This window comes from Vibrio sp. Isolate25, from assembly GCF_022398025.1.
Taxonomy (GTDB): Bacteria; Pseudomonadota; Gammaproteobacteria; order Enterobacterales; family Vibrionaceae; genus Vibrio; species Vibrio coralliilyticus_A.
Window position 1 is genome coordinate 91,890 of sequence record NZ_JAKEUT010000010.1, and the last position, 22,187, is coordinate 114,076.

The following is a 22,187-nucleotide window of genomic DNA, read 5'->3' on the forward strand; positions in this document are numbered from 1 at the left end:
GTCCTTATTTAATCGGCAAAGTACATCACACCAAGAGAAGCTTCTTGGCTTGCTCCGGTGACTTCTGGCAAATTGCTTGGCAGGTTGTGAATACGGCGATAAGCAAGCCAAGCAAATGCCATCGCTTCCATATTTTGACTGTCGACACCTTGTGAGTCTGTTGGACTCACACTCCATCCGGGAAGTAAGGCTTTAAGGCGTGCCATTAATAAAGGATTGTTGGCACCGCCACCGCATACTAATAGCTGTGGTTGCTCACCTTGAGTGTATTTGTCGACTTCATGGCTGATAGTTCGTGCAGTGTATTCACACAAGGTACGCTGAACATCCTCAACTGAGCAGTTGTGATGACTGAGAATCGCTTCTAACCATGGTAGGTTAAATAACTCTCGCCCTGTGCTTTTTGGTGCTTTCGCTGCAAGGTATGGTTCCTGGAGTAAGGAGCTGAGTAAACCTGAATCTACATTACCTTGCTGGGCAAACAATGCGTCTTTGTCATACGGGTGACCACGGTGTTTCGCACACCAAGCATCCATTAGCATGTTACCAGGCCCCGTATCGTAGCCAATGACAGGGTGGTCATGACGAAGGACGGAAATATTGGCGATACCACCAATGTTGAGCACCACTGTACTGGCTTCGTTTGATTCAAATAAAGCGCGATGGAAAGCGGGAACCAACGGCGCCCCTTGTCCGCCCAGTGCCATATCTTTGCGTCTGAAATCCGCAATGGTCGTAATGCCGGTTCGTGTTGCAATGATATTGGCATCACCAAGCTGAGTGGTAAACGGAGTTTCTCCAGTTGGCTGATGGAAAACCGTCTGACCGTGATTACCGATCGCGGTAATTTGCTCTTTACTGTGGCCTGTTTTTTCAAGCAAAGCCAATACTGCTTCGGCGTATAAGTGGCCTAGCTGATGGTCGAGCGCCCCAATTTGTTGTAGGTCAGTTTGCTGACCCAGACAAATGTCGAGTACCTGTTGCTTTATTGATGACGGAATCGGGTAATCTTGGTTGTCGATTAACTGAATCTGTCCATTCATGACTTCAATTAGAGCGACATCAATACCGTCCAAACTGGTACCAGACATGATGCCAATATAAAGTTCTTTACTCATTGTAATTTTCCACCTGTTGTCTGGCTAGCAGAGTCGCACCGTCAAGTGCATCGCCTTTAGGAGTGATGAGTCTTGAGGACCATTTGGGGCTGAGATGTTGTTGATAGTATGCGCCCAAACTGCCTAAAAAAGCGATGTCTAGCTTGTTATTATCGCAGCACTTTGCCACCAGGTTATCAATATGTTGTTGACCTCTGTTTACGATTGCTGTGCTTACTGGACAACCTTGTTGCGCGTGGTCCAATACGGCAGGAGCAAGCTGAGCAAAGCGTGAAGCATTGGCCGTGGTTAACCATTGTAAAACCTCTCCCCGTTGGCCACCTAAGTGTTGGGTCAAATAGTCGGTGAGTGGGTGGGAGGTTTCTTGTTCAAGCGCTTCAATGAGTGCTTGAACGGCTTGTTGTCCCAGCCAGGCACCTCCGCCATGATCGCCAATTGGAAACCCCCAGCCGCCATACATCTTACTGTGCCCGTCGGCATCCAGTTGTGTGGCGACGCTGCCTGTACCAATGGCAATGCAATTCACGGCCTGACCGTGATTGACGCCCAGCAGTGAAATATGTGCATCTGTTGTGACTACGCAATGAGGGTAGATTTGCAATGATTGTTCAAGAGCAAGCTTTGCTTTCGCGTTACCTGCCCCAGCGACACCAATTACAATAGAAACATGATTGGCCGCTAGTTTTACTTGCTGTAAGCAAGCCTCAATCGCTTGATGTAGTTGCTGATGAGCTTGCTCCCCTTGTTGTGTGAGAGATGACGGACCCAGAGTCAAAGTAAAAATCGGGTCCGTCATTAGGGGGTCTATTGACGTTAGACGTAAGGCGGTTTTGGTTCCGCCTCCATCTATAGCGAGTAAGTGCGTAATCATAAGCGAGCCGCTTGTAGTTGCTCTTGTGGCTGTGCTTTGCCACATAGGCAGACCGCAAATGAAACGAAAGTACCGATACACAGCTGGTAAGGAAACGCTAGGCTCAGCCCAACCCAGTCAGGGTTAAGTAAGCCGAATGTGTTATCCCAGACATAAGCTTGAAGTAACAGTGTGGTTAGAAAGCCTGCCACCAGTGCCATGGCAACGGAACGTTCACTGCCTCGGTCAGTAAACAAAGCGGTGAAGTAGACGCCAAGTAATCCTGTGTAGGCAAATACCATCACGCTGAGAGCAAAAGCAAGTAGTGGCATATCTGTGTATTGTTGCCAGTAAAAACACAGGATCCCCATGCTGCCAAGTGCTATGGCTGCGGCTGCCATACCCAACCGGCCAACTTTGACATAGTGCGCATCATCTTGTTTGCCATCACGGGCTTCTTTCCAAGGTTTGTAAAGATCTTGAGTGGCGACAGAAGACATTGAATTCAAACCCGAATTTAATGTTGAAAGCGCGGCAGCCACCACACCTACGGTGACTAAGCCACGTAGACCCGCAGGCATCTCATTAAGAACGTAATACATGAAGATGGTGACACTCTCGCCATTGAAGTTCTGTACTACATCTTGCCCTTCTCCTCCCATTAGGTCCGGACGTTGATAGAATACGTACAATAGCAAACCAATGGTCATGAAAATCAGAACAATTGGCAGTGAAAAGATGATCGAATTGATCATGGCCTGTGAGCCCTGCTTGGCATTCTTACAGGTTAATACACGTTGAGTCATATCCTGATCGAGGCCAAACGCACCGATGTTCAATAGCACAAAGCCAGTAATACAGGCCCAGAAGCTAAATGTACCAGCGGGTGAGAAATCGAGGCTGAAATCGAATAAGGTAAGCTTTGAAGCCTGATCCGGCCCTGGGTTGTCTAAGACCTGCATGATCTGACTAAGATCGGCGGGAATTTGTCCAAGCAGGTAAATGATGACAGCCACAGCAGCACCAACGTACACAATCAGCTGAATAAGATCACTCCAAATAACAGAGCGAATCCCCCCCATGTAGGTGTAGGCGAGACCGACAACAACCAATATCACGATGGAAGCAATAACGCTGATAGGATCAATATTGGTAAACAGGATCATAGAAACGGCAATAGCGGCCATGTACAGGCGAGAGCCAGAAGCAAACACACGCCCGACAAGGTACATCAAGCCTGCTCGTTGCTTGGTTCTTTCACCAAAACGAACTTTGAGCAACTCATAAACGGTCGAGACTTTGTTTTGGTAAAAACGAGGAATCAGCACCCAAGCCACAAATAGAGCGCCAAGAATACCGCCGATGTTCGTTGCAAGGTAAGTTAAGTCGCCACGGTAGCTGGAATCTGGCCCACCTAAAAAGGTCGCGGCAGATTGTGAGGTAGCCAGAACAGAGACAGCCACCACCCACATAGGCATACTATTTCCCCCGAGGAAGTAGTCCTTCGTCGAGGTGATTTTGACTCGGCTGAAATGCCAGCCAGTGTAGGCAATGATCGCAAAATATAAGGCGAACACTAACCAGTCTAGAGAGGTAAATAAAGAATTCATCGCAGCTCCATAGCTTGAATCATGTAGGGAATCTATTTATCGTTTTTTAGCAGTATGCTGATATGAATAACTCATTCCTAAATCTATTCTATGGTGGAATAATGACCGCTTTGATTCTATGATCCTGTTCTCAGTTCAAGCGTTAGCCTATTCCAAATACGGGTTTAACTTGGAATAACTATTCCCCAGCCTCATAGCCCTGAGTACACTGCAAACCATATAAAGGAGAGGGAAGATGAAAGGTTTAGCCCGAATTCGAGCATTGCTACCACAATTGTCGCCTGCTGATAACAAGATCGCCCGTTATCTGCTCGAATACCCTCAACAGGTCAAACAGTTTTCTTCTCCAGAGCTAGCCAGAGCAATTGGTGTGAGCCAGTCGACGATAGTTAAGTTCAGTCAAAAGATCGGCTACAGCGGGTTTTCCGACTTAAAAGTCCGCCTCTATGAGAGTGAATTGGCGTACCAGCCAAGTTCAAAAAAAGCGATTCATGGCACCATTTCACGTAGTGATAACATGACGCTGGTTATGGCTAAACTCCTTTCAAGCAAGCAGCAATCGCTCGACCGAACCGTTGCTCTCAATGATGAACAAACCATTCAGCGGGCAGCGGGATATTTGCATCTAGCGGGTAAAATTCAAATCGCTGGAGTAGGGGCTTCTTCGCTGGTGGCAAAGGACTTGAGCTATAAACTGACCAAAATTGGTCATGCCGTCCATTGTGAATACGATACGCATATTCAGGTGGCGAATGCGGCGGCATTGAGTGAAAACGATGTATTGGTGGCGCTGTCTTACTCAGGGCGAAGTCGAGAAGTTTTGAGCATTGCTCAGCTGGCTCGTAGTAAGGGGGCCAAGGTGATTATCATTAGCCAGCTTGCCCCTACACCATTGGACAAATACGCGGACATTAAGCTGATGACCGCCGCAGATGAAGAGCAGATTCGAAGCTCTTCCATTACCGCGCGTGATAGCCAGCTTTTGATGACCGATCTGCTCTTCATTGCTGTGACTCAGCAGGAAGAGAGCGCGGATCAATTAATTGAACAAAGTAAATCCGCCGTAGCGGCTTTAAAACAGTAAGGAATAATTATGGGACCTTTATGGCTTGATGTAGAAGGTTGCGAACTGAGCGCAGAAGATAAAAATATTCTTGAGCATCCAACGGTTGGTGGAGTGATTCTGTTTGCACGAAATTACCACGATAATGAGCAATTATTAGCACTGAATAAGTCGATTCGCCAGGCTGCGAAGCGTCCCATCTTGATTGGCGTTGATCAGGAGGGAGGGCGAGTTCAACGCTTCAAAGAAGGCTTTTCTCTGATCCCTGCGGCAGAAGCGTACGCTAAACACAATGATGGTGAAAAGTTGGCTGAGCAAGGTGGCTGGTTGATGGCAGCTGAGTTGGTTGCTCATGACATCGATCTAAGCTTTGCTCCGGTACTCGATAAAGGCCATGAGTGTAAGGCGATTGGTAGCCGCTCATTTGGTGAAGACGTCGATACCATCATCCGTCACAGCAATGCCTACATGCGTGGTATGAAAGCGGTGGGCATGGCAACGACAGGTAAACACTTTCCCGGCCATGGTGGTGTGATTGCGGACTCGCATCTGGAAACCCCCTATGATCAGCGAGACACCATTCTCGAACAGGATATGGCGATTTTTAAAGCTCAGATCGAGGCAGGCTTGCTGGATGCCATGATGCCTGCGCATGTGGTGTTCCCTCATTATGACGACCAGCCTGCCAGTGGTTCTGAGTTTTGGCTTAAGAATGTGCTGAGAAAACAATTGGGCTTCAATGGCATTATTTTCTCTGATGACCTGACGATGGAAGGCGCGTCTGTGATGGGTGGCCCTGCCGAGCGTGCGCATCAATCTCTGGCATCGGGTTGTGACATGGTACTAGTGTGTAATCAGCGTGATGCGCAGATTGAAGTGTTGGATAACCTGCCTGTAATGGAAACACCACAAGCTAGTCAGCTATTGAAGAAACAATCTTTCACTTTGTCTGATCTGCGTAGCAGTGACGAGTGGAAGCAAGCATCCGAAGCCATGAAACGCGTTATTGGATAAGTTGAAAGTAACGAGTGAACAAGAGCCGCAAGCGCGGCTCTTTTTAGTGGAAGCCAAGCATCTCTTTGAGGTTTTTCAAATAACGACGGCTAACGGGGATAGGGTGATCACTGACTGTGATGATTTCTGCTAGCCCATTCTCAAGTAATTTGATCTCTTTTATGGCTTTGATGTTGACCAAAAACTGGCGGTGGCAGCGCACTAGCGGGGTTTTCTCTTCCAGTACTTTGAGTGTTAGTTGTGAAGTGGCTTTCTGCTCTGCTGTTTGGACGTGCACACCACCGATATCACTGTAGGCAAACTCTACATCTTGAGTTGGAATGATGACAATCCGATTGAGTCCGGTACAGGGTACCTGATCTAAGCTGGTTGGTGTGAGAGCGGAGATTTGTTGTTGAGTATTATGAGTGACGGACCTAAGAAGTCGTTTAATGGTTTTCTCTAATCGACAAGTATCAATGGGCTTTAACAAGTAATCGAATGCGTTGTCTTCGAACGCCTGAATAGCGAACTCATCGTAGGCGGTGACAAACACAACTTTCGGCATGGTGTCTGGATCGAGCATACCTAGTAGTTCAATGCCTGTGATTTGTGGCATCTGTATATCAAGAAACACTACATCGGGCTTGAGTTGATTGATTTTTTTTAAGCCTTCAATAGCATTACTTGCCTGCTCCAAGACGGTGACCTTTCCTGATTCTTCAAGCAGCTCTGTCAGCTCTTCTCGAGCAAATAATTCGTCATCTATGACTAAAGCAGAAAGCATGTTTGTTTCCTAATCGATATTTTTCTCGGGAATGAGGAAGCTCATTCGAGTCAGTTGGTGTGGCGTCACTTCGATACTGATCGATGCAGCCGGGCCAAATTTGTTAGTCAGTCTCTTGTCGACGATCTGCATTCCCAGACCTTGATGATCCGCAGGTGGTGTGTAGCTGCCCGCATTATCTTCAACGCATAACCGATAGCCTTGGGGCAACTTCTGGCTGTAAATCCGAATTCTTCCCCCTTCCAGAAGATTTGAAATGCCGTGTTTGATAGCATTTTCCACTAAGGGTTGAAGCGTAAAAGTGGGCAGTTTTCTCTCCAGCAGAGTGGAATCAATGTCAACGTCTACTTCTAACCTGTCGGTAAAGCGCGCTTTTTCTATGGTGAGATAAGCATTAACGTGCGCTAATTCTTCTTTAAGGGTAACCGTTTCTACATTTTGTTTGAGGTTGCTGCGAAAGAAATGTGACAGATGCTGAATCAACTCCCTCGCCTTAGGGGGATCGCGTCGAATCACGGCGCTAATCGTGTTGAGTGCGTTAAATAAAAAGTGTGGGTTGACTTGTGCATGGAGCAGCTTTATTTCAGCTTGGGAAAGTAAGGTACGTTTTTGCTGATAGTCACCAAACAAGATCTGACTGGAAAGTAACTGAGCGATGCCTTCAGCCATGGACATATTAATGGTTGAAAAGAGCTTACGTTTAGGCTCGTACAGCTTAATGGTGCCAATAACCTTGTCACCTGCATGCAAAGGAATAATCAGAGCAGACCCTAGTTTGCAGTTTTTAGACAGGGAACACTGATAAGGTTTGTCTTTGCCATCGAGGTAAATGATGTCATTACGTGCAATGGCGTCTAATGTGCTTTGTGATGAAATAGGGGTTTCAGGTTTGTGATGGTCATCGCCGATACCGACAAAGGCAAGTATCTTCTCATTGTCTGTGATTGAAACCGCCCCTACGTTGGTTTCCTCATACACGATACGCGCAATCTTCTCGGCATTATGGGTATTGAAACCCGAAGCGAGTATGCCGACCGAACGCTCAGCAATGTTTAATGCTCGGCGTGAAAAGGTCGCCGAGTACTCTTCAAAGATAGTTTTTCGATCTTGCAGTATGCTCATAAACAGCGCTGCGCCGACTGAGTTTGCGATGATCATTGGTGCTGCAATCGCAGAGACTAATGAATATGCCTGATCAAATGGTTTAGCGACGATCAGAATGATCGCCATCTGGGCTATTTCCGCCACCAAGGTGACCGCAAATACCACACTTGGGTTAAAGAGTTGGGCACCTTTGCCCCGCCTGAGCAGATAGGTGTGCAATAAGCCACCAATCAAACCTTCTGCGGTGGTCGAGATAGCACAAGCAAGGTCGGTAAAGCCGCCAAGTGAGTAGCGATGCAAACCACCTGTTAACCCGACAAAGAACCCAACCACAGGCCCACCAAATAAACCACCCATCACGGCTCCTATCGCTCGGGTATTGGCAATCGCATCATTGATCTGCAAACCAAAGTACGTCCCCATGACACAAAACAGGGAAAACAGTACGTAGACACTGAGTTTGTGCGTTAGGCGATTAGAGATACTCAGCAATGGCAGGAAAATGGGGGTTTTACTTAGCATATAAGCAAGGACTAAGTAGACACACATCTGCTGAAGTAAGGAAAGAATGAGATCCATGAGTGAAATAATATGCTGGGTTATAGGCTTATTTTAGAAAAGATAAGTGGAAGAAAATATGCTTGAGTCGAAGTTTTTCAACTAACTAGCTCAAATGATAATAATGTAAAATTAAATTTACAGTGTGTTTTTTAATATGTACACCTTGAAATTTGTTTTTAGGCTGTTATTTTATGTTTATTCGCAGCCCATTAGAGATGTATTTAATTGGGTGTAAAAAAATAAATACAGGTTTGAGTTATGCAAAAAAGTGAGTTGAGCAATATAAATATTAGCGAAGAACAAGTTCTTATTACACCTGAAGAGCTGAAAACTAAGCTGCCTTTGAGCGATAATGCACGTCGCTTCATTCAAGAGTCTCGCCAGACTATCGCCAACATCATCCATAAGAAAGATCACCGTTTGTTGGTGGTCTGTGGCCCTTGTTCAATTCACGATATTGATGCAGCTAAAGAGTACGCGAAGCGACTCAAAGCCTTATCTGAACAGCTCAGTGATCAACTTTACATTGTTATGCGTGTTTACTTTGAAAAGCCACGTACTACGGTGGGCTGGAAAGGCTTAATTAATGACCCGCATCTCGATGGCACTTTCGACATCGAGCACGGCTTGCATGTAGGGCGTCAACTTCTGATCGAGCTTGCTGAAATGGAAATTCCTCTCGCAACAGAAGCGTTGGATCCGATCAGTCCTCAGTATCTAGCTGATACATTCAGTTGGGCGGCAATTGGTGCACGTACTACCGAATCTCAGACTCACCGCGAAATGGCGAGCGGCCTTTCGATGCCAATCGGCTTCAAGAACGGTACTGATGGTAGCTTGGCAACAGCCATCAATGCTATGCAGGCTGCGTCATCAAGTCATCGCTTTATGGGTATCAGTCGTGAAGGCCAAGTTGCGCTTCTCACTACCCAAGGCAACCCAAATGGCCACGTGATTCTTCGTGGTGGAAAGCAAACTAACTATGACTCAGTCTCTGTGACTGAGTGTGAGCAGGATATGGCGAAAGCTGGTCTTGATGCCTCTCTGATGGTGGATTGTAGCCATGCCAACTCACGCAAAGATTTTCGCCGCCAGCCTTTGGTCGCAGAGGACGTCATCCATCAAATCCGTGAAGGCAACAAATCAATTATCGGCCTAATGATTGAGAGTCATATTAATGAAGGTAACCAGCCGTCGGATATTCCTCTCAATGACATGCAATATGGCGTATCTATTACCGATGCCTGTATCAATTGGGATACAACTGAGGCACTATTGCGTCACGCACACACAGAGCTGGTCCCATTCTTGGAAGACCGTCTGAAAGGTTAAAAGAGAAGAGTAACAAGGAACATCATGGCCGTTGAATTGAATGAATTGCGTGATCAAATTGACGCAGTAGACAAACAGATTCTGGATTTATTAGCGCAGCGATTGGCTTTGGTTGAGAAGGTCGGTGAAGTGAAAAGTGAACACGGCCTGCCGATTTATGCACCAGATCGTGAAGCGGCCATGTTAGCTTCACGCCGTGAAGAAGCGGAGAAGAAAGGTGTACCGCCTCAGTTGATTGAAGACATTCTTCGTCGCACCATGCGTGAATCGTACGCTAGTGAAAAAGATTCTGGTTTTAAGTGCTTAAACCCCGAATTGCGCTCTGTGGTGATTGTGGGTGGTAACGGCCAGTTAGGTGGGCTATTTGGCCGTATGTTCAAATTGTCTGGCTATGATGTCAAAGTGCTGGGTAGTCAGGACTGGGACAAAGCAGATGAAATGTTGGCAGAGGCTGGGTTGGTTGTCGTAACTGTCCCGATTCACCTAACGCAGGGGGTGATTGAAAAGCTGGGTAACCTACCAAAAGATTGTATTTTGTGTGACTTAACTTCTATTAAGTCTAAGCCTCTTCAAGGCATGTTAAGTGTCCACCAAGGGCCGGTTGTTGGTCTTCACCCAATGTTTGGCCCCGATGTTCCAAGCTTGGCAAAGCAGGTGATTGTGTACTGTGATGGCCGCGGTGAAGAGCATTACCAGTGGCTACTGAAACAATTCTCTATTTGGGGTGCTAGCTTATGCCAGATTGATGCCTCAGAGCACGATCATGGTATGACTTTGATTCAGGCTCTGCGTCACTTTACGTCTTTTGCTTACGGCCTACACTTGAGCCGTGAAAATCCGAACATTGAGAAGTTGCTGCAGTTAAGCTCCCCCATTTACCGATTAGAGCTGGCGATGGTTGGTCGACTGTTTGGTCAAGATCCTAACCTTTACGGTGATATTATCCTTTCTTCCGATGAAAATATCGAGATGATCAAACGTTTCCATCAATGCTTTGGCGAAGCTCTAAAAGTGCTGGATGGTAAGGATAAGCAGGCGTTTGTTACGAGCTTCAATAAAGTGAGTGAGTGGTTTGGTGACTACTCGCAGCAGTTTATGCATGAAAGCCAGAATCTACTGAAGCAAGCAAATGATTCCATTCATCGTGGCTAACCTATAACTCCTAACCAGATATTGTAAGAGCTGCCCTAGGCAGCTCTTTTTTGTCGATTAATCTACCCTTCATCGGTTCTTTACTGTGTGGACCGACTGATCCTCATAGGGCTGATGAGTCAGGTTAACCTGCAATCTAACTGTGTTGTTGATTAGCTTAACCAGTGGTGCCCATTTCACTTTCTTTTCTTTTTCAAACAGGTAATTAAAGTTTTCTGGTGTCCAGTCCATCATGTACTGCGGATTGAGTGCACGGCCGAGAAAGCGAACTTCATAGTGCAGGTGTGGGCCAGTTGAGTTACCTGAATTGCCGCAAGCTGCAATCAGATCGCCTTTACTGACGAACTGTCCGCTGCGAACTTTAAACTTAGCTAAGTGGGCATAAGAACTCACAAAGCCAAAAGAGTGCCTCAAAGTTAGAAAGTTACCAAAGCCTTTTGTGCTTGGACGAACTGTTTCGACAACACCATCAGCGGGGGCGTAGATGGGTTCGCCACGCTTACAGGTCAAATCGATCCCCGTATGGGTATGACGTTTACCCGTGATAGGGTTAGTTCGTTTACCATAGGAGGAGGAGATACGAAGGTAATCCATTGGCGCGTCGTTGGGAATCATCCGAAACATAGTAGCTCGCACTGCAGAGTCTATAGCCGCGGCATCCAGGCGACTGAGTAGGTTGTGTTCTTCTGCTTGTGTGTCATCAGCTAGACCGAGTACCGACTCTACATCATAAACTCGTTTGCCTAAGGTATGGAGCTGGTCGCGCTTCTCTTCAAGTTCCTGAGATAGGGTGTGAGTTTCATCCACTTGCTGCTGATATTGTTGCTCGGTTTGATGGAGTTGTTTGAGTAATTGAGCCACTTGAGAGCGGGAGAAGCTGTGTTGATACCAGCTGTAATAAGCGATCATCGTACTGAGTCCAAGCACACAGATTGAGCCAATAATAGTAAAAAGAAGGGCTTTTCTTGAAACGTGAAAAAGTTGCTCCCCAGATGACGAGGGGATAGAAATTATGATCTGTTTGGACATACGGCTCGGTTAGGTGTATTCACCCAAGTCTGACAGGTGTTCGATGTCTCTATGTAGGAGTTCATCATCACCGACATTCAATTCAATTAACCGCTTAAGATGTCCGATACTTTCTATATCAATATGATCAATACTCATACGAATCACATTGTTACGGAGGCTCACAATTTTGCCGACTAGCTCAATCGTGATATCACTATCTTGAAGCGAGAATGTTACATCTACCATGCTGTCGACATCAAGCGAGTCTGCGTCATCCGACGTCAGCAGCAGTCCATGCAAGGATAAATCGCATAAAGAGGATTTCACCACTTTGTTGTCTTGAGATAGCAAGGCTTGTGTTTGGTAAACAATGCGCGAAAAACGACGGCGTTCGATCATAGTTGTCTCTCTTAATGGTATCCAATAAGGCTATCAAATCAGGACTGACTGCTATACGCGTCGGCTCGCATTATTGATTTAAAACACGGTAAAAACCACCCGTATTGTGAATCAATATACAATAAAGGCCGCTATATTAGCGGCCTTTGCACAAACTTCAAGCAGAATTACTTCGCAATACGCTTGTATTTGATTCGGTGCGGTTCCGCTGCTTCTGGACCTAAGGTCTTCTTCAGCCACTCCATATACTCAGTATAGTTACCTTCGTAGAAGTTCACCTGTCCTTCATCACGGTAGTCAATAATGTGTGTGGCGATACGGTCAAGGAACCAACGGTCGTGCGAGATAACCATGGCACAACCAGGGAATTCGAGTAGGGCCTCTTCCAATGCTCGTAACGTTTCAACATCGAGATCGTTGGTCGGCTCATCGAGTAGCAGAACATTACCGCCAGCTTTAAGTAGCTTCGCTAGGTGAACGCGGTTACGCTCACCACCGGATAGCTCACCAATGACTTTCTGCTGATCACTGCCTTTAAAGTTAAAGCGTGAGCAGTAAGCGCGCGCTGGAATTTCAAAGTTATTGATCTTAATGATGTCTGCGCCTTCAGAGATTTCTTGGTAAACGGTTTTGGTGTCATCCATAGAATCACGGAACTGATCAACTGAGGCCAGTTTAACAGTATCACCCATTTCAATGGTTCCAGAGTCTGGTTGTTCAGTACCGCTAAGCATTTTGAACAGAGTCGATTTACCTGCGCCGTTAGCACCGATAATACCCACGATAGCACCCTTAGGCATACTGAACGACAGGTTATCAATCAGTACTCGGCCATCGAAAGATTTAGACAGGTTATTGACTTCGATAACCTTATCTCCTAGTCGCTCACCAGGTGGAATGAACAGCTCGTTAGTCTCGTTACGCTTCTGGCGATCGCCACTTTGTAGTTCTTCAAAACGAGCCATACGTGCTTTAGATTTAGACTGACGACCTTTAGGGTTTTGACGAACCCACTCCAGTTCTTTTTCAATCGTTTTCTGGCGAGCTTTTTCCTGAGAGGCTTCTTGTTGTAGGCGCGCATCTTTCTGCTCTAGCCAAGACGTATAGTTACCTTGCCATGGGATACCTTCACCACGGTCAAGTTCGAGAATCCAGCCCGCGGCATTGTCTAGGAAGTAACGGTCGTGGGTGATAGCGACAACAGTACCTGTGTAGTCCACTAGGAAGCGTTCTAACCAAGCAACAGACTCTGCATCAAGGTGGTTGGTTGGTTCGTCGAGTAGCAGCATATCGGGCTTAGAAAGAAGCAGGCGACAGATGGCAACACGACGGCGTTCACCACCAGATAGGTGTTCTATCTTTTGATCCCACTCAGGAAGACGCAGTGCATCCGCAGCACGCTCCAGGGCGTTCTCAAGATTGTGCCCTTCTTTGGCTTGGATTAGCGCTTCAAGTTCACCTTGCTCTTTTGCGAGTGCATCAAAGTCAGCATCTGGCTCGGCGTACGCTGCGTATACTTCGTCAAGACGTTTCATTGCTCCTGCAACATCGGATACCGCTTCTTCAACGATTTCACGTACGGTTTTGGACTCGTCTAATACAGGCTCCTGCGGTAGGTAACCGACGTTCAATCCAGGTTGTGGGCGTGCTTCACCATCGATGTCAGTATCGATACCTGCCATAATTCGAAGAAGTGTCGATTTACCAGCACCATTTAGACCAAGAATACCGATCTTGGCGCCAGGAAAAAAGCTTAGCGAGATGTCTTTCAGAATTTGACGCTTAGGTGGCACGATTTTGCTCACCCGCGACATAGTATATACGTATTCAGCCATTGCCGATCGTTCCTAAAATTTCAATTCACGTAGAAGAAGCATTTTATACCAAGATGACGGGCTTTGTTACCTTCGAAATGAGGTCGGCAAGGAACTAATTAGGTTATTGATTGATAAGTGAACAAATCATTTGTTGTGGTGCCACTTATGTCACAGTTGTGTGAATTTATTATTATTTGCATCTATACGCTTTACACGGCTGCTTACAATAAGCATAAATGAATAACCATATGACTTATTCTCAACGGGACGAGAATTTATGATGCTGACGTTTTCAAAGTCGCTGCATCGCATTCCTTCATCGATTCTGACCTGGGTTTCGATGGTTTGCAGCGCAAGCATAGCCACTTCAGCAATGGCGAGCGATCTCCAGCAACAGCGGAAGATTTATAATCAGGCTCAAGAATACCTCGATAATGATCAGGTCACTCAATACCAAAAAATCCGTAACCAGATCAAAGACTACCCTTTAACACCCTACACAGACTATCGTGCATTTTTGGTGAATATTGGACAGCGTTCTCCAGCCGAAGTTGAAGCTTTCATTGAGAGCAACCGTACTTTGCCATTCTCAAGTCGTATTCGGGCACCATACATAGATAGTCTTGCCAGACAAAAGCAGTGGCAGAAGTTGATAGAGTTTCAGACGGTTGAACCTCGTGGCGAAACGTATCAATGTCATTACTACCATGCGCTTTACCAGACGGGTCAAAAAGATCAGGCATTTGCTGGTGCGGAAAAACTTTGGCATTCGGGGCAGAGTATCGCTGATGCTTGTGACCCTCTATTTGATGCCTGGGACAGAGCTGGGCTGAGAACTGACCAGCAAATCCTTGAGCGTATGTTGTTGGCGTTCGAAGCGCGCAATGGATCTTTGATGAACTATCTCAAGAAGCTATTGGACTCAGATAAAGCTCGCCAACAGGCTTTAAACATGAAGGCATTGTTCAATCGTCCAGAAAGTGTGGTTAATTTTGCTCGCCAGCATCCGGACAACGATCTGTCTCGTGCTCAGACTGGTCTCGCGCTGAAGAAGCTGGCTCGAAAAGATGTTCGAATGGCTCAAGAGGCCTTTGATAAAGCAACTAAAGCCCAAAGTATGCCCCAAGATGAAAAGCAGAAATTGGCGGATTATATTGCTTTTAGACTAATGAATACTGAGTCTAAATCGCTGGCAAAATGGCGTGATAAAAAGATAGCCACCTCTAGTAATGATAATCTGATAGAGCGGCGAGTGCGCTTAGCGATACAGGAAGCTGACTGGCATGGAGTTGAAAGTTGGATCAGCTACTTGTCTGAAGAAAAGCAGCAAAGTTTACGCTGGCAATACTGGCTAGGTCGTAGCGAAGTGGCACTAGGCGACACTACTCGAGGCAGTCAGCGTCTTGAGGGGTTGGTTGGTCAGCGGAATTTTTATAGTGTAGCGGCAGCTAAAGAGATTAAACGCTCGATAAATTATCCTGTCTCTACCATTTCTTTTGAACAGCAAACAGTCAAACCATTTAGGACGGCTTTAGTTCGTATTGAAGAGCTGATTGAGCGGGATAAAATAGCCGCAGCGAAAAGTGAGTGGCGCTGGTTATTAAATCGTGCCAATTCACAGCAAAAGGAAATGTTGGCAGCGTATGCCTCTTACAAAGATTGGTCTCATTTAACGGTAACTGCGAGCATTAAAGCGAAAATGTGGGATAACCTTGAGCTGCGTTTTCCAGTTGCGCATCGTTGGTGGTTTAATTTCTATGGTGAAAAGCACAGCATTGACCCAATCACGTTGATGTCTTTGGCAAGGCAAGAAAGTGGTTTGGATGTGGAAGCGCGTTCTCCTGTCGGTGCTCGCGGGATTATGCAAATAATGCCATCAACCGCCAAGTATACGGCACGTAAGTACCAACTCGCCTATCGCAATAGTAACGACTTATATAAGGTCGGTAAGAATATCGAGATAGGTAGCCACTATCTCAAAGGCTTGTTAGAACGATACGATAATAATCGAATTTTTGCGTTTGCTGCGTATAATGCAGGGCCACACCGAGTGAAAACCTGGCGCGAGCGTACCCAAGGTAAGTTGGATGCTTATGCATTTATCGAAGCTATTCCATTTAAGGAAACTCGTGGTTACGTGCAAAACGTTTTGATGTTTGAAACCTATTATCGCAACCTGTTAGGGGTCGATGGTGCGTTCCTCAACCAAAATGAAATTGACACCAGGTACTGATTTTATGGCGTTCCTAGGTAGCGAGAACAGATGGCAACACAACCCGAGTATACTGACTGGCAACAGGTCTTAGACCTGATAAAAAGTAGCGTAGAGTCCGATCAGCATGAAATGTTGCTGACGATGCTGCTGACACCTGATGAGAGAGAGTCTTTAATCGCAAGGGTCAATATATGTCGTGAATTGCTTAAAGGTGAATTGTCTCAGCGTCAAATCAGTCAGATGTTAGGGGTGGGGGTCGCCACTATTACTCGTGGATCCAATGAGCTGAAATCGAAGAGCGAAGCAGAAAAGGCTGAAATCTCAGTGTTACTTGAACCCAAATAAAGGTGCTCTCGCACCTTTATTCTTATCAGAGATTCGCGGGGAAATGCTCTGGATTGGTAAATGGAATTAATGCCAATATCAATGCTTGATGATAGACGCTGCTGCGAGTGAGTTGATCTTGCGTCAATAAACTTATCGCTCCGCCTTTTTGTTTAATATTCTCTGTGCCAAATATTTCGTCCATTACATCGCCGAGCTCGTTGGCCTGAGCGAGCTTCTCAATGACAACCGGTGGAAGCATCAAACTGGCAGAGCGAGATTCGCCGCGGTGGGTGTCAGACTCGATCACCATCCAGGCAAACGTGATGTTATCTTCAATACCTGCTTCAAGCCCTACATAATAGTCTCCATCAGGCTGAGTGGTTTTGGCGTTACGAACCCGATTGAGCGCTCCGGTATGTGTCTCTTCATTGCTCATCGGTTGATCAGCCACTTCACTGGCTACATTCACACCAACAAATTCAAACGATTGGGAGCTAAAAGTCGCTTGAAACGCACTTTTGACGGCATTTATTTTGGCTGGATTAAGCGAAGCGACAATAACTTTCTTCACCGACATGATGGTTTCCTTGTATTGATGATTTGAGGAACTTTAGCTCGGAGAGTGAAACTGGCGGAGAGAGGAAATACCCTTGCATGTAGTCACATTGGTTTTCCGCCAGCCATTGATGCATTTCTTTAGACTCTATGCCTTCTGCTGTAACAATCATTGACTGTGAGTGGCACAGATCGACCAGTGGTTTCACCACCTTCTGGTTGCTGGTCTTGATCAGTGCCGCGAGAAATTCACGATCGAGCTTAATTTTCTGTACTGGGTATTCTACAAGCTGAGTGATAGATGTATAGCCGGAACCGAAGTCATCAATCGCAAGCTTAAAGCCCATTAAGGAAAGTTCGTGTAGCAATGAATAGCTTTGTGAATCGGTGGCGAAGGTTTCAGTGATTTCAAAATCAACCAGACTTGGGACAACGTGATATCGCTTGGCTGAGCGCTGTATATCTCGTGCCAGTTGTAGTGAATCTAACTCTGCAGACGAGAGATTGATCGATAACTGAATTGGCGACTCAAAGCAGCTTTGCAAGGCAACGAAGTCCTTGAATGCTTGCTCTATGACCCAGCGATCGATTTTTCCAAATAGCCCTGTTTTTTCTGAAATAGGAATGAACTCACCAGGATTTACTTTGCCCATCTTGGGCGACTCCCAGCGCAGTAGAGCTTCAACGCCGACGATTTTTGTCCCTGAGCGGTCAAAGTAGGGCTGATACATTAGGTGGAATTCGTCATCGAATTCACCATTTCTTAATGCACGCTCAATCTGAGTTCGGCGACGAACAATTTGGTCTAATTCCTCCGAATAACGCGCGACTTGATTCTTACCAGCACGTTTTGCCTGATACATAGCGGTATCGGCATTAGAAAGCAGTTTGGCGAGATCCCGGCCATCTTGAGGGTAGGTTGCGATCCCAATACTGGCGGTGATTGGAAAGCTGCCCAGCGATGAGCTTTGCGGATTTTGAATCGGCTCTAACACTGCTTGAGCCACTTTGTCAGGGTAATCGTTCTGATGAGCGGAGGCGATAAAAATGGCAAATTCATCGCCTGATAACCGAGATGCAATACATTTTACGCCATGAGACTGTTCGTACTGACGACAAACCTCGCGAATATGATTGGCAAAATTAACCAGTAGCGAGTCCCCGAGGTGGTGACCATATTTATCGTTGACGTATTTAAAGTTATCTAAATCGATGTACAGGATCCAAGCATGAGTATGCAGCAGTTTATTCGCGATAGTCCGTTCCACATAGACTTGAAATTGATAGCGATTGGCTAATTGAGTGAGGTGATCATTTTCGGCCATCGCTTTAGTTTTCTGATAACTCGAATTGAGTTCTTTGTACATCTCATAGAATCGCACCGATAAGCGACCAATTTCATCGTCACTATTGAGCTTTTCTATATTTTGCCGTTTATGCCGTTCCACTTCCTGAAGCTGTCGTTCAAGTTGGGTAATGGGGCTTATAACTCGTCGATGGAGTAAGAACAGCAAGATAAGTATTGTTGCTATGGTGGATGCGCCAAAAAACAGCATCAATCTTTGCTCAATTTTGTTGAGTTTTTTTGCCAATAAATACTGAGCAGGGTCGAGCACTGCGTATAAGTTGGGTTTGAGCTCGACCGACTGAGTGAGGCCTGATTTAATGACTGGCTGGTCAGTGAAAAAGATACTGCTGTCGTTATCAAACTCGATGAGGTGCTTGAGTTGATCAAACTTATCCAAAGACAGATACACCACAATAAAGAACACCTGATCGGTGTTGTAGCTGAGCGGGGAAATCAGCGTGTTGGTGTCCAGCACATCATAGCGAACCAATATGCTTTGGCCTTGGTGATTCTTTGTAAAACCAGTGTAGGATGCATTGCCGGTACGACGATAAGTACGATCGACAAAATGAAACACATTTTGATCAAGCTTAGAGAAGGGGTCGGTTTGATTATCTGCGTAAAATTTGGGGGCTCGATTATGGTCTAAAATGGCGACTGAAATATCATTCTGTTGGTTAGCCTGAAGGTTAGCTATGGTCGTCTGCAGATTATCTATCAGCTCCATTTCTCGATAAGGGTTATCTTGTTGACCGAAGTAGTGACGAATAATGTCACTCTTTGTCAGAGTAAGAGAGTAGCTGTTCAGTAATGCTACCGACTGACGAAAGTGTCCGGCGAGCTTCTCCATCGTAAGTTGGAGGTAGCTGTATTCACGCTTTATTAATGCGTCTTTTTGGTTGTTGTAGATACCGTAGCTAGAAAATGCAGCACTGATTAGGATGACTGGAGAGACTAGCAACAGAACTCTAGTACTGAGCTTCATGGTGTTTCAGAATGCGATTTATTATTTTTGCTCGTAAGCTGATGTTTGACGCCGAGAGTTCGCTATCTACACGTCCTTGCTCGACTCGCTGTTGTTCTGGAAACAATGATGCATCATCTAGATACCAATCTGGCATCTGTTTTAACGCCGTTAAGTTTGGTGTTGCAGCTTTGATGTCTGTTGCATTTTTTGCAGCCACAGTGGGATCCATGAGGTATTCTAGGAAGGCTTTTGCTGCTGGTTTGTTCTCTGAATGACTGCTGATGGCTAGGCAATCGACCCAAAGATACAGTTCACCTTTGGGGATGGTATATGCCCACTGATTACCTGAGTAATATCGGTTGAGTGAATATTGATCGCCACTATAAGCCAATGCCATAGCAAGCTTCTGAGCATTTTTATTACTGCGGATGTAACTTAGAATATATTCGTAGGTTAGGACTTTATCGCTAAATGCCTGTAGAGCTGGGTAGGCTTGCTGGAAAAGAGTTTCACTTTCCTCTGTTGGAGCGATCCCTAAGCTGTAAAAAACAGGCAGGAAGCTTTCAACGCTGTCATTGATCATGCCAATCTTGCCTTCTAAATTTTTAGGCGGATTGACGAACTCTTGCCAACTGGTTGGAGGTTTCTCGACCATATCTTTTCGATAGGCTATCCCCACCGTGCCCCAGAAATACGGAACGGCATAATCACCGCAGGCTCGTAGCCATTTGTCGTCATTATGCTGACGATTACTCAGTTGGGTTAGGTCCTCAAAAGAGCCCAAACGTCCGTAAATTTGTGCTGAAACATTATCCAATACGACCAAGTCAAAAGGTAACAGTACACCTTTCATCATAAGTAGACTGCGCTCATCGTCATTATCGAAATGGGACAACTTGAGCGGTGTTCCCGTAGAGGATTGCCAGTCATTGATGACATTAGGTGAGAGAGTATCTTCCCACATATAGACATTGAGGGGATTGGCTTGGGCAGGCAAGCTGTGTACGAAAAGAGTGAGGGAATATAGAAGTATCGTTCTCATATCAGCCAAGAAGTGACCTTCGGTTCTATGAATAGATAACGCCTATTAGAGTGAAGGACTGTCACCACACCTAATATGCAACCAAGATGCGGGATATTAGGTGTATTTATGGTTGGTGTCAGTCCCTGTCAGTAATTTATTTGATCTGTATTGTTGAATTATTGAAGTTTGACTGTGGTTGGCTTGATATTCTCACTTGGGTAACAACCCAACACTTTTAAATGTTTTGTCAGCTGGGTTAGCTCGTTTAGCGCTTGCTGCATGTCCTCTGACTCGAGGTGAGACTCGAGATCAACATAGAACATTTCTTCCCATGGATTACCCATAATTGGGCGTGATTCCAACTTGTTTATATTGATGCCATATTTTTGCAGGATTAGCAGTGTTGCTACCAAAGAGCCGGCTTCTTGCGATGTTGACATAATAAGAGTCGTTTTCGCAGGAATTTGACTAGAAACTTCCACAGGTTTACGTGCTACGATAATGAAACGAGTGTGGTTTTCGGTTTGGTTTGCAATGTTGCCTTGTATAGATTGAAGACCATAGAGTTTGCCGCTTGAGGCGTTCCCGATTGCTGCCACGTCACTGCGGTTCATTTCTTTGACTTTCTGCATGGCATCTGCAGTACTGGCACAGGACTCAAGCGTTACGCCTTTCATCCGGCTTAGGAATTCACTGCACTGCTGGTGCGGTTGGGGATGTGAGTAAAGAGTTTTAATCTCTTCTAATCGAATGTCTGAGGTCGCGACTAGGCAGTGTTCAATCGGTAGCGTCATTTCGCCCACAATGTACAAAGTGGTATGTTGCAACAAGTCGTACACTTCATTAATTGAACCAGAGCTAGTGTTTTCGATCGGTAGAACACCGTAGTCAGCGTGACCGGACTCGACGGTTTGGGTCACTTCTTTGAAATGTTCACAGTTCAGTTCGATAAGCTCGGTATTTTTACGGCTGAAGTATTCGCGGCTCGCCAAATGAGAGTATGAGCCTTTGGAACCAAGAAAAGCGACGCGAGCGAGGGGTTTGCGACTTAGTTCGGGGTTGGCTAAATTCTGCAGGTAAGACTGTTGCAATAGAACAGAATCTTCGATGATGGTATGAAATAATTTAGTGATGTATTGAGCATCAAGCTCATATTTGTCACGGCCAGCATTGATCAGTTTGACTAGCAGTTGTTGCTCTCGCGCTGCATCGCGCACGGGCTTGGATGTTTGAACTTTACTCTTGGCAACCTCAATGCTTAGTTTTCTTCGCTCGGATAAGAGCTTTAACATTTCGTCGTCCAGCTCATTTAAACGTAAGCGAATTTCATCGAGTGAGTATTTTTGTTCGGTCATCCTGTATTCCTTCATAAAAAAAGCCTCCCGTTTGGGAGGCTTCCTGTTCGTTTTTGACTTTTCTTTCGAAAACGAGAGAGCCTCCAAACTTAGTGGAGAAAAAAGAAGTCAAAAAAGAACAGGGTGTTTAGAGCCATAAATCGTTATTTTGTTGTGATGCTGCCAACACAATAAGCAACCACTTAGTGAGCGTCAAGCAAAAAAATAGCGCCGTTTGGCGCTACTTTTTAAATCTTCCGTCACTCATCATTGTGAGTAGACCATTATTCCGTTTCTATCTCTTCTAGCTCTGGCTTTTCTGTGCGTCGAGCTTCTGGTTTGTGACGCAATTTATTTAGCTGACGCTCCAGTTTCTGTTCTACGTCATTAATAGCAACGTATAGGTCTTCATGGGTAGCTGACGCGACAAGTTGGCCTTTAGGGACAGTAATAACAGCTTCAAATTTCTTCTGTTTGTTTGGCTCCTCGCTGAAGCTTGCCTGACATCCAATGATGTCTACTTGCCATTTTTCTAGTTTTTTAAATTTGCTCTCGATATGAGCGCGGATTGCAGAGGTGATGTCGATGTTTTTACCAGTGATATTTACTTTCATAGATGT

At 45.7% G+C, this 22,187-nt stretch carries 19 protein-coding genes and 1 other annotated feature; of the genes, 6 read left to right on the forward strand and 13 right to left on the reverse strand.

The features are described from left to right. Positions 1-8 precede the first annotated feature (8 nt). Genes L1D15_RS16810 through L1D15_RS16820 form a run of 3 tightly spaced genes read right to left on the reverse strand, consistent with a single transcriptional unit; the run spans position 9 to position 3,578 of the window. Positions 9-1,118: an anhydro-N-acetylmuramic acid kinase gene (locus tag L1D15_RS16810; protein WP_239876485.1), complete on the reverse strand. Its 1,110-nt coding sequence runs from the start codon at positions 1,116-1,118 to the stop codon at positions 9-11. Further along, complete coding sequence (locus L1D15_RS16815) at positions 1,111-1,989, reverse strand: BadF/BadG/BcrA/BcrD ATPase family protein (RefSeq protein WP_239876486.1); 879 nt, start codon at positions 1,987-1,989, stop codon at positions 1,111-1,113. The genes L1D15_RS16810 and L1D15_RS16815 overlap by 8 nt, the downstream gene beginning before the upstream one ends. Continuing rightward, complete coding sequence (locus L1D15_RS16820) at positions 1,986-3,578, reverse strand: sodium:solute symporter (protein WP_239876487.1); 1,593 nt, start codon at positions 3,576-3,578, stop codon at positions 1,986-1,988. The genes L1D15_RS16815 and L1D15_RS16820 overlap by 4 nt, the downstream gene beginning before the upstream one ends. 235 nt (positions 3,579-3,813) lie before the next feature. Between L1D15_RS16820 and L1D15_RS16825 the strand changes: the two genes are divergently transcribed. Continuing rightward, a complete protein-coding gene (locus tag L1D15_RS16825) occupies positions 3,814-4,662 on the forward strand; it encodes a MurR/RpiR family transcriptional regulator (RefSeq protein WP_239838475.1) in 849 nt (282 codons plus the stop codon). A 9-nt stretch (positions 4,663-4,671) separates the two neighbouring features. Then, positions 4,672-5,655 (forward strand): beta-N-acetylhexosaminidase, encoded by a 984-nt coding sequence (gene nagZ / locus L1D15_RS16830; RefSeq protein ID WP_239876488.1) that lies wholly within the window; start codon positions 4,672-4,674, stop codon positions 5,653-5,655. A gap of 43 nt (positions 5,656-5,698) precedes the next feature. On the opposite strand, the gene btsR is transcribed toward nagZ, so the two are convergent. Next, positions 5,699-6,421, reverse strand: a complete 723-nt coding sequence (gene btsR / locus L1D15_RS16835; protein WP_239838473.1) for a two-component system response regulator BtsR — start codon at positions 6,419-6,421, stop codon at positions 5,699-5,701. Between the two features lie 9 nt (positions 6,422-6,430). Then, complete coding sequence (locus tag L1D15_RS16840) at positions 6,431-8,104, reverse strand: sensor histidine kinase (RefSeq protein WP_239868633.1); 1,674 nt, start codon at positions 8,102-8,104, stop codon at positions 6,431-6,433. A 240-nt stretch (positions 8,105-8,344) separates the two neighbouring features. On the opposite strand from L1D15_RS16840, the gene L1D15_RS16845 reads away from it, so the two are divergent. Continuing rightward, a complete protein-coding gene (locus L1D15_RS16845; protein ID WP_239838471.1) occupies positions 8,345-9,418 on the forward strand; it encodes a 3-deoxy-7-phosphoheptulonate synthase in 1,074 nt (357 codons plus the stop codon). A 24-nt stretch (positions 9,419-9,442) separates the two neighbouring features. Next, entirely contained in the window at positions 9,443-10,570 is a 1,128-nt protein-coding gene (gene tyrA, locus L1D15_RS16850) for a bifunctional chorismate mutase/prephenate dehydrogenase (RefSeq protein WP_239868630.1), read from the forward strand. Positions 10,571-10,639: 69 nt separating this feature from the next. Here tyrA and L1D15_RS16855 read toward each other — a convergent pair whose 3' ends face one another. The 3 genes from L1D15_RS16855 to ettA all read right to left on the reverse strand — a co-directional run bounded on the left by L1D15_RS16855 (position 10,640) and on the right by ettA (position 13,815). Further along, a complete protein-coding gene (locus L1D15_RS16855; protein ID WP_239876489.1) occupies positions 10,640-11,599 on the reverse strand; it encodes a M23 family metallopeptidase in 960 nt (319 codons plus the stop codon). A 9-nt stretch (positions 11,600-11,608) separates the two neighbouring features. Continuing rightward, positions 11,609-11,980 (reverse strand): PilZ domain-containing protein, encoded by a 372-nt coding sequence (locus L1D15_RS16860; RefSeq protein WP_239838468.1) that lies wholly within the window; start codon positions 11,978-11,980, stop codon positions 11,609-11,611. Positions 11,981-12,147: 167 nt separating this feature from the next. Further along, on the reverse strand, positions 12,148-13,815 hold the full coding sequence (ettA, locus tag L1D15_RS16865) for an energy-dependent translational throttle protein EttA (protein ID WP_239876490.1): 1,668 nt from the start codon (positions 13,813-13,815) through the stop codon (positions 12,148-12,150). 259 nt (positions 13,816-14,074) lie between these two features. Here ettA and sltY point away from each other — a divergent pair, with 259 nt between their 5' ends. Both sltY and trpR read left to right on the forward strand, forming a co-directional pair. Then, positions 14,075-16,030, forward strand: a complete 1,956-nt coding sequence (gene sltY, locus L1D15_RS16870; RefSeq protein WP_239876491.1) for a murein transglycosylase — start codon at positions 14,075-14,077, stop codon at positions 16,028-16,030. A gap of 30 nt (positions 16,031-16,060) precedes the next feature. Next, positions 16,061-16,357: a trp operon repressor gene (gene trpR, locus L1D15_RS16875; protein WP_239838465.1), complete on the forward strand. Its 297-nt coding sequence runs from the start codon at positions 16,061-16,063 to the stop codon at positions 16,355-16,357. A gap of 25 nt (positions 16,358-16,382) precedes the next feature. Here the strand turns inward: trpR and yjjX are convergent, their stop codons facing one another. The 5 genes from yjjX to raiA form a co-directional block, all read right to left on the reverse strand. Then, complete coding sequence (gene yjjX, locus L1D15_RS16880; RefSeq protein WP_239876492.1) at positions 16,383-16,916, reverse strand: inosine/xanthosine triphosphatase; 534 nt, start codon at positions 16,914-16,916, stop codon at positions 16,383-16,385. Next, entirely contained in the window at positions 16,882-19,227 is a 2,346-nt protein-coding gene (locus tag L1D15_RS16885; RefSeq protein WP_239876493.1) for an EAL domain-containing protein, read from the reverse strand. Before L1D15_RS16885 ends, yjjX begins: the two co-directional genes overlap by 35 nt. Continuing rightward, on the reverse strand, positions 19,211-20,251 hold the full coding sequence (locus L1D15_RS16890) for a spermidine/putrescine ABC transporter substrate-binding protein (RefSeq protein WP_239876500.1): 1,041 nt from the start codon (positions 20,249-20,251) through the stop codon (positions 19,211-19,213). Before L1D15_RS16890 ends, L1D15_RS16885 begins: the two co-directional genes overlap by 17 nt. A 158-nt stretch (positions 20,252-20,409) precedes the next feature. Further along, positions 20,410-21,588 carry a prephenate dehydratase gene (gene pheA, locus L1D15_RS16895; RefSeq protein ID WP_239876494.1) on the reverse strand — a complete coding sequence of 393 codons (1,179 nt, stop codon included), beginning with the start codon at positions 21,586-21,588 and terminating at the stop codon, positions 20,410-20,412. 13 nt (positions 21,589-21,601) lie between these two features. Next, positions 21,602-21,723 (reverse strand) — a sequence feature (Phe leader region). A gap of 128 nt (positions 21,724-21,851) precedes the next feature. After that, positions 21,852-22,181: a ribosome-associated translation inhibitor RaiA gene (gene raiA / locus L1D15_RS16900; protein WP_239838460.1), complete on the reverse strand. Its 330-nt coding sequence runs from the start codon at positions 22,179-22,181 to the stop codon at positions 21,852-21,854. Positions 22,182-22,187: the final 6 nt, after the last annotated feature.

Bases quoted from the DNA above. Each gene is read 5' to 3' on its own strand.
- L1D15_RS16810 (WP_239876485.1), bottom strand. From the start codon at position 1,118: ATGAGTAAAGAACTTTATATTGGCATCATGTCTGGTACCAGTTTGGAC.
- L1D15_RS16815 (WP_239876486.1), bottom strand. From the start codon at position 1,989: ATGATTACGCACTTACTCGCTATAGATGGAGGCGGAACCAAAACCGCC.
- L1D15_RS16820 (WP_239876487.1), bottom strand. From the start codon at position 3,578: ATGAATTCTTTATTTACCTCTCTAGACTGGTTAGTGTTCGCCTTATAT.
- L1D15_RS16825 (WP_239838475.1), top strand. From the start codon at position 3,814: ATGAAAGGTTTAGCCCGAATTCGAGCATTGCTACCACAATTGTCGCCT.
- nagZ (WP_239876488.1), top strand. From the start codon at position 4,672: ATGGGACCTTTATGGCTTGATGTAGAAGGTTGCGAACTGAGCGCAGAA.
- btsR (WP_239838473.1), bottom strand. From the start codon at position 6,421: ATGCTTTCTGCTTTAGTCATAGATGACGAATTATTTGCTCGAGAAGAG.
- L1D15_RS16840 (WP_239868633.1), bottom strand. From the start codon at position 8,104: ATGGATCTCATTCTTTCCTTACTTCAGCAGATGTGTGTCTACTTAGTC.
- L1D15_RS16845 (WP_239838471.1), top strand. From the start codon at position 8,345: ATGCAAAAAAGTGAGTTGAGCAATATAAATATTAGCGAAGAACAAGTT.
- tyrA (WP_239868630.1), top strand. From the start codon at position 9,443: ATGGCCGTTGAATTGAATGAATTGCGTGATCAAATTGACGCAGTAGAC.
- L1D15_RS16855 (WP_239876489.1), bottom strand. From the start codon at position 11,599: ATGTCCAAACAGATCATAATTTCTATCCCCTCGTCATCTGGGGAGCAA.
- L1D15_RS16860 (WP_239838468.1), bottom strand. From the start codon at position 11,980: ATGATCGAACGCCGTCGTTTTTCGCGCATTGTTTACCAAACACAAGCC.
- ettA (WP_239876490.1), bottom strand. From the start codon at position 13,815: ATGGCTGAATACGTATATACTATGTCGCGGGTGAGCAAAATCGTGCCA.
- sltY (WP_239876491.1), top strand. From the start codon at position 14,075: ATGATGCTGACGTTTTCAAAGTCGCTGCATCGCATTCCTTCATCGATT.
- trpR (WP_239838465.1), top strand. From the start codon at position 16,061: ATGGCAACACAACCCGAGTATACTGACTGGCAACAGGTCTTAGACCTG.
- yjjX (WP_239876492.1), bottom strand. From the start codon at position 16,916: ATGTCGGTGAAGAAAGTTATTGTCGCTTCGCTTAATCCAGCCAAAATA.
- L1D15_RS16885 (WP_239876493.1), bottom strand. From the start codon at position 19,227: ATGAAGCTCAGTACTAGAGTTCTGTTGCTAGTCTCTCCAGTCATCCTA.
- L1D15_RS16890 (WP_239876500.1), bottom strand. From the start codon at position 20,251: ATGAGAACGATACTTCTATATTCCCTCACTCTTTTCGTACACAGCTTG.
- pheA (WP_239876494.1), bottom strand. From the start codon at position 21,588: ATGACCGAACAAAAATACTCACTCGATGAAATTCGCTTACGTTTAAAT.
- raiA (WP_239838460.1), bottom strand. From the start codon at position 22,181: ATGAAAGTAAATATCACTGGTAAAAACATCGACATCACCTCTGCAATC.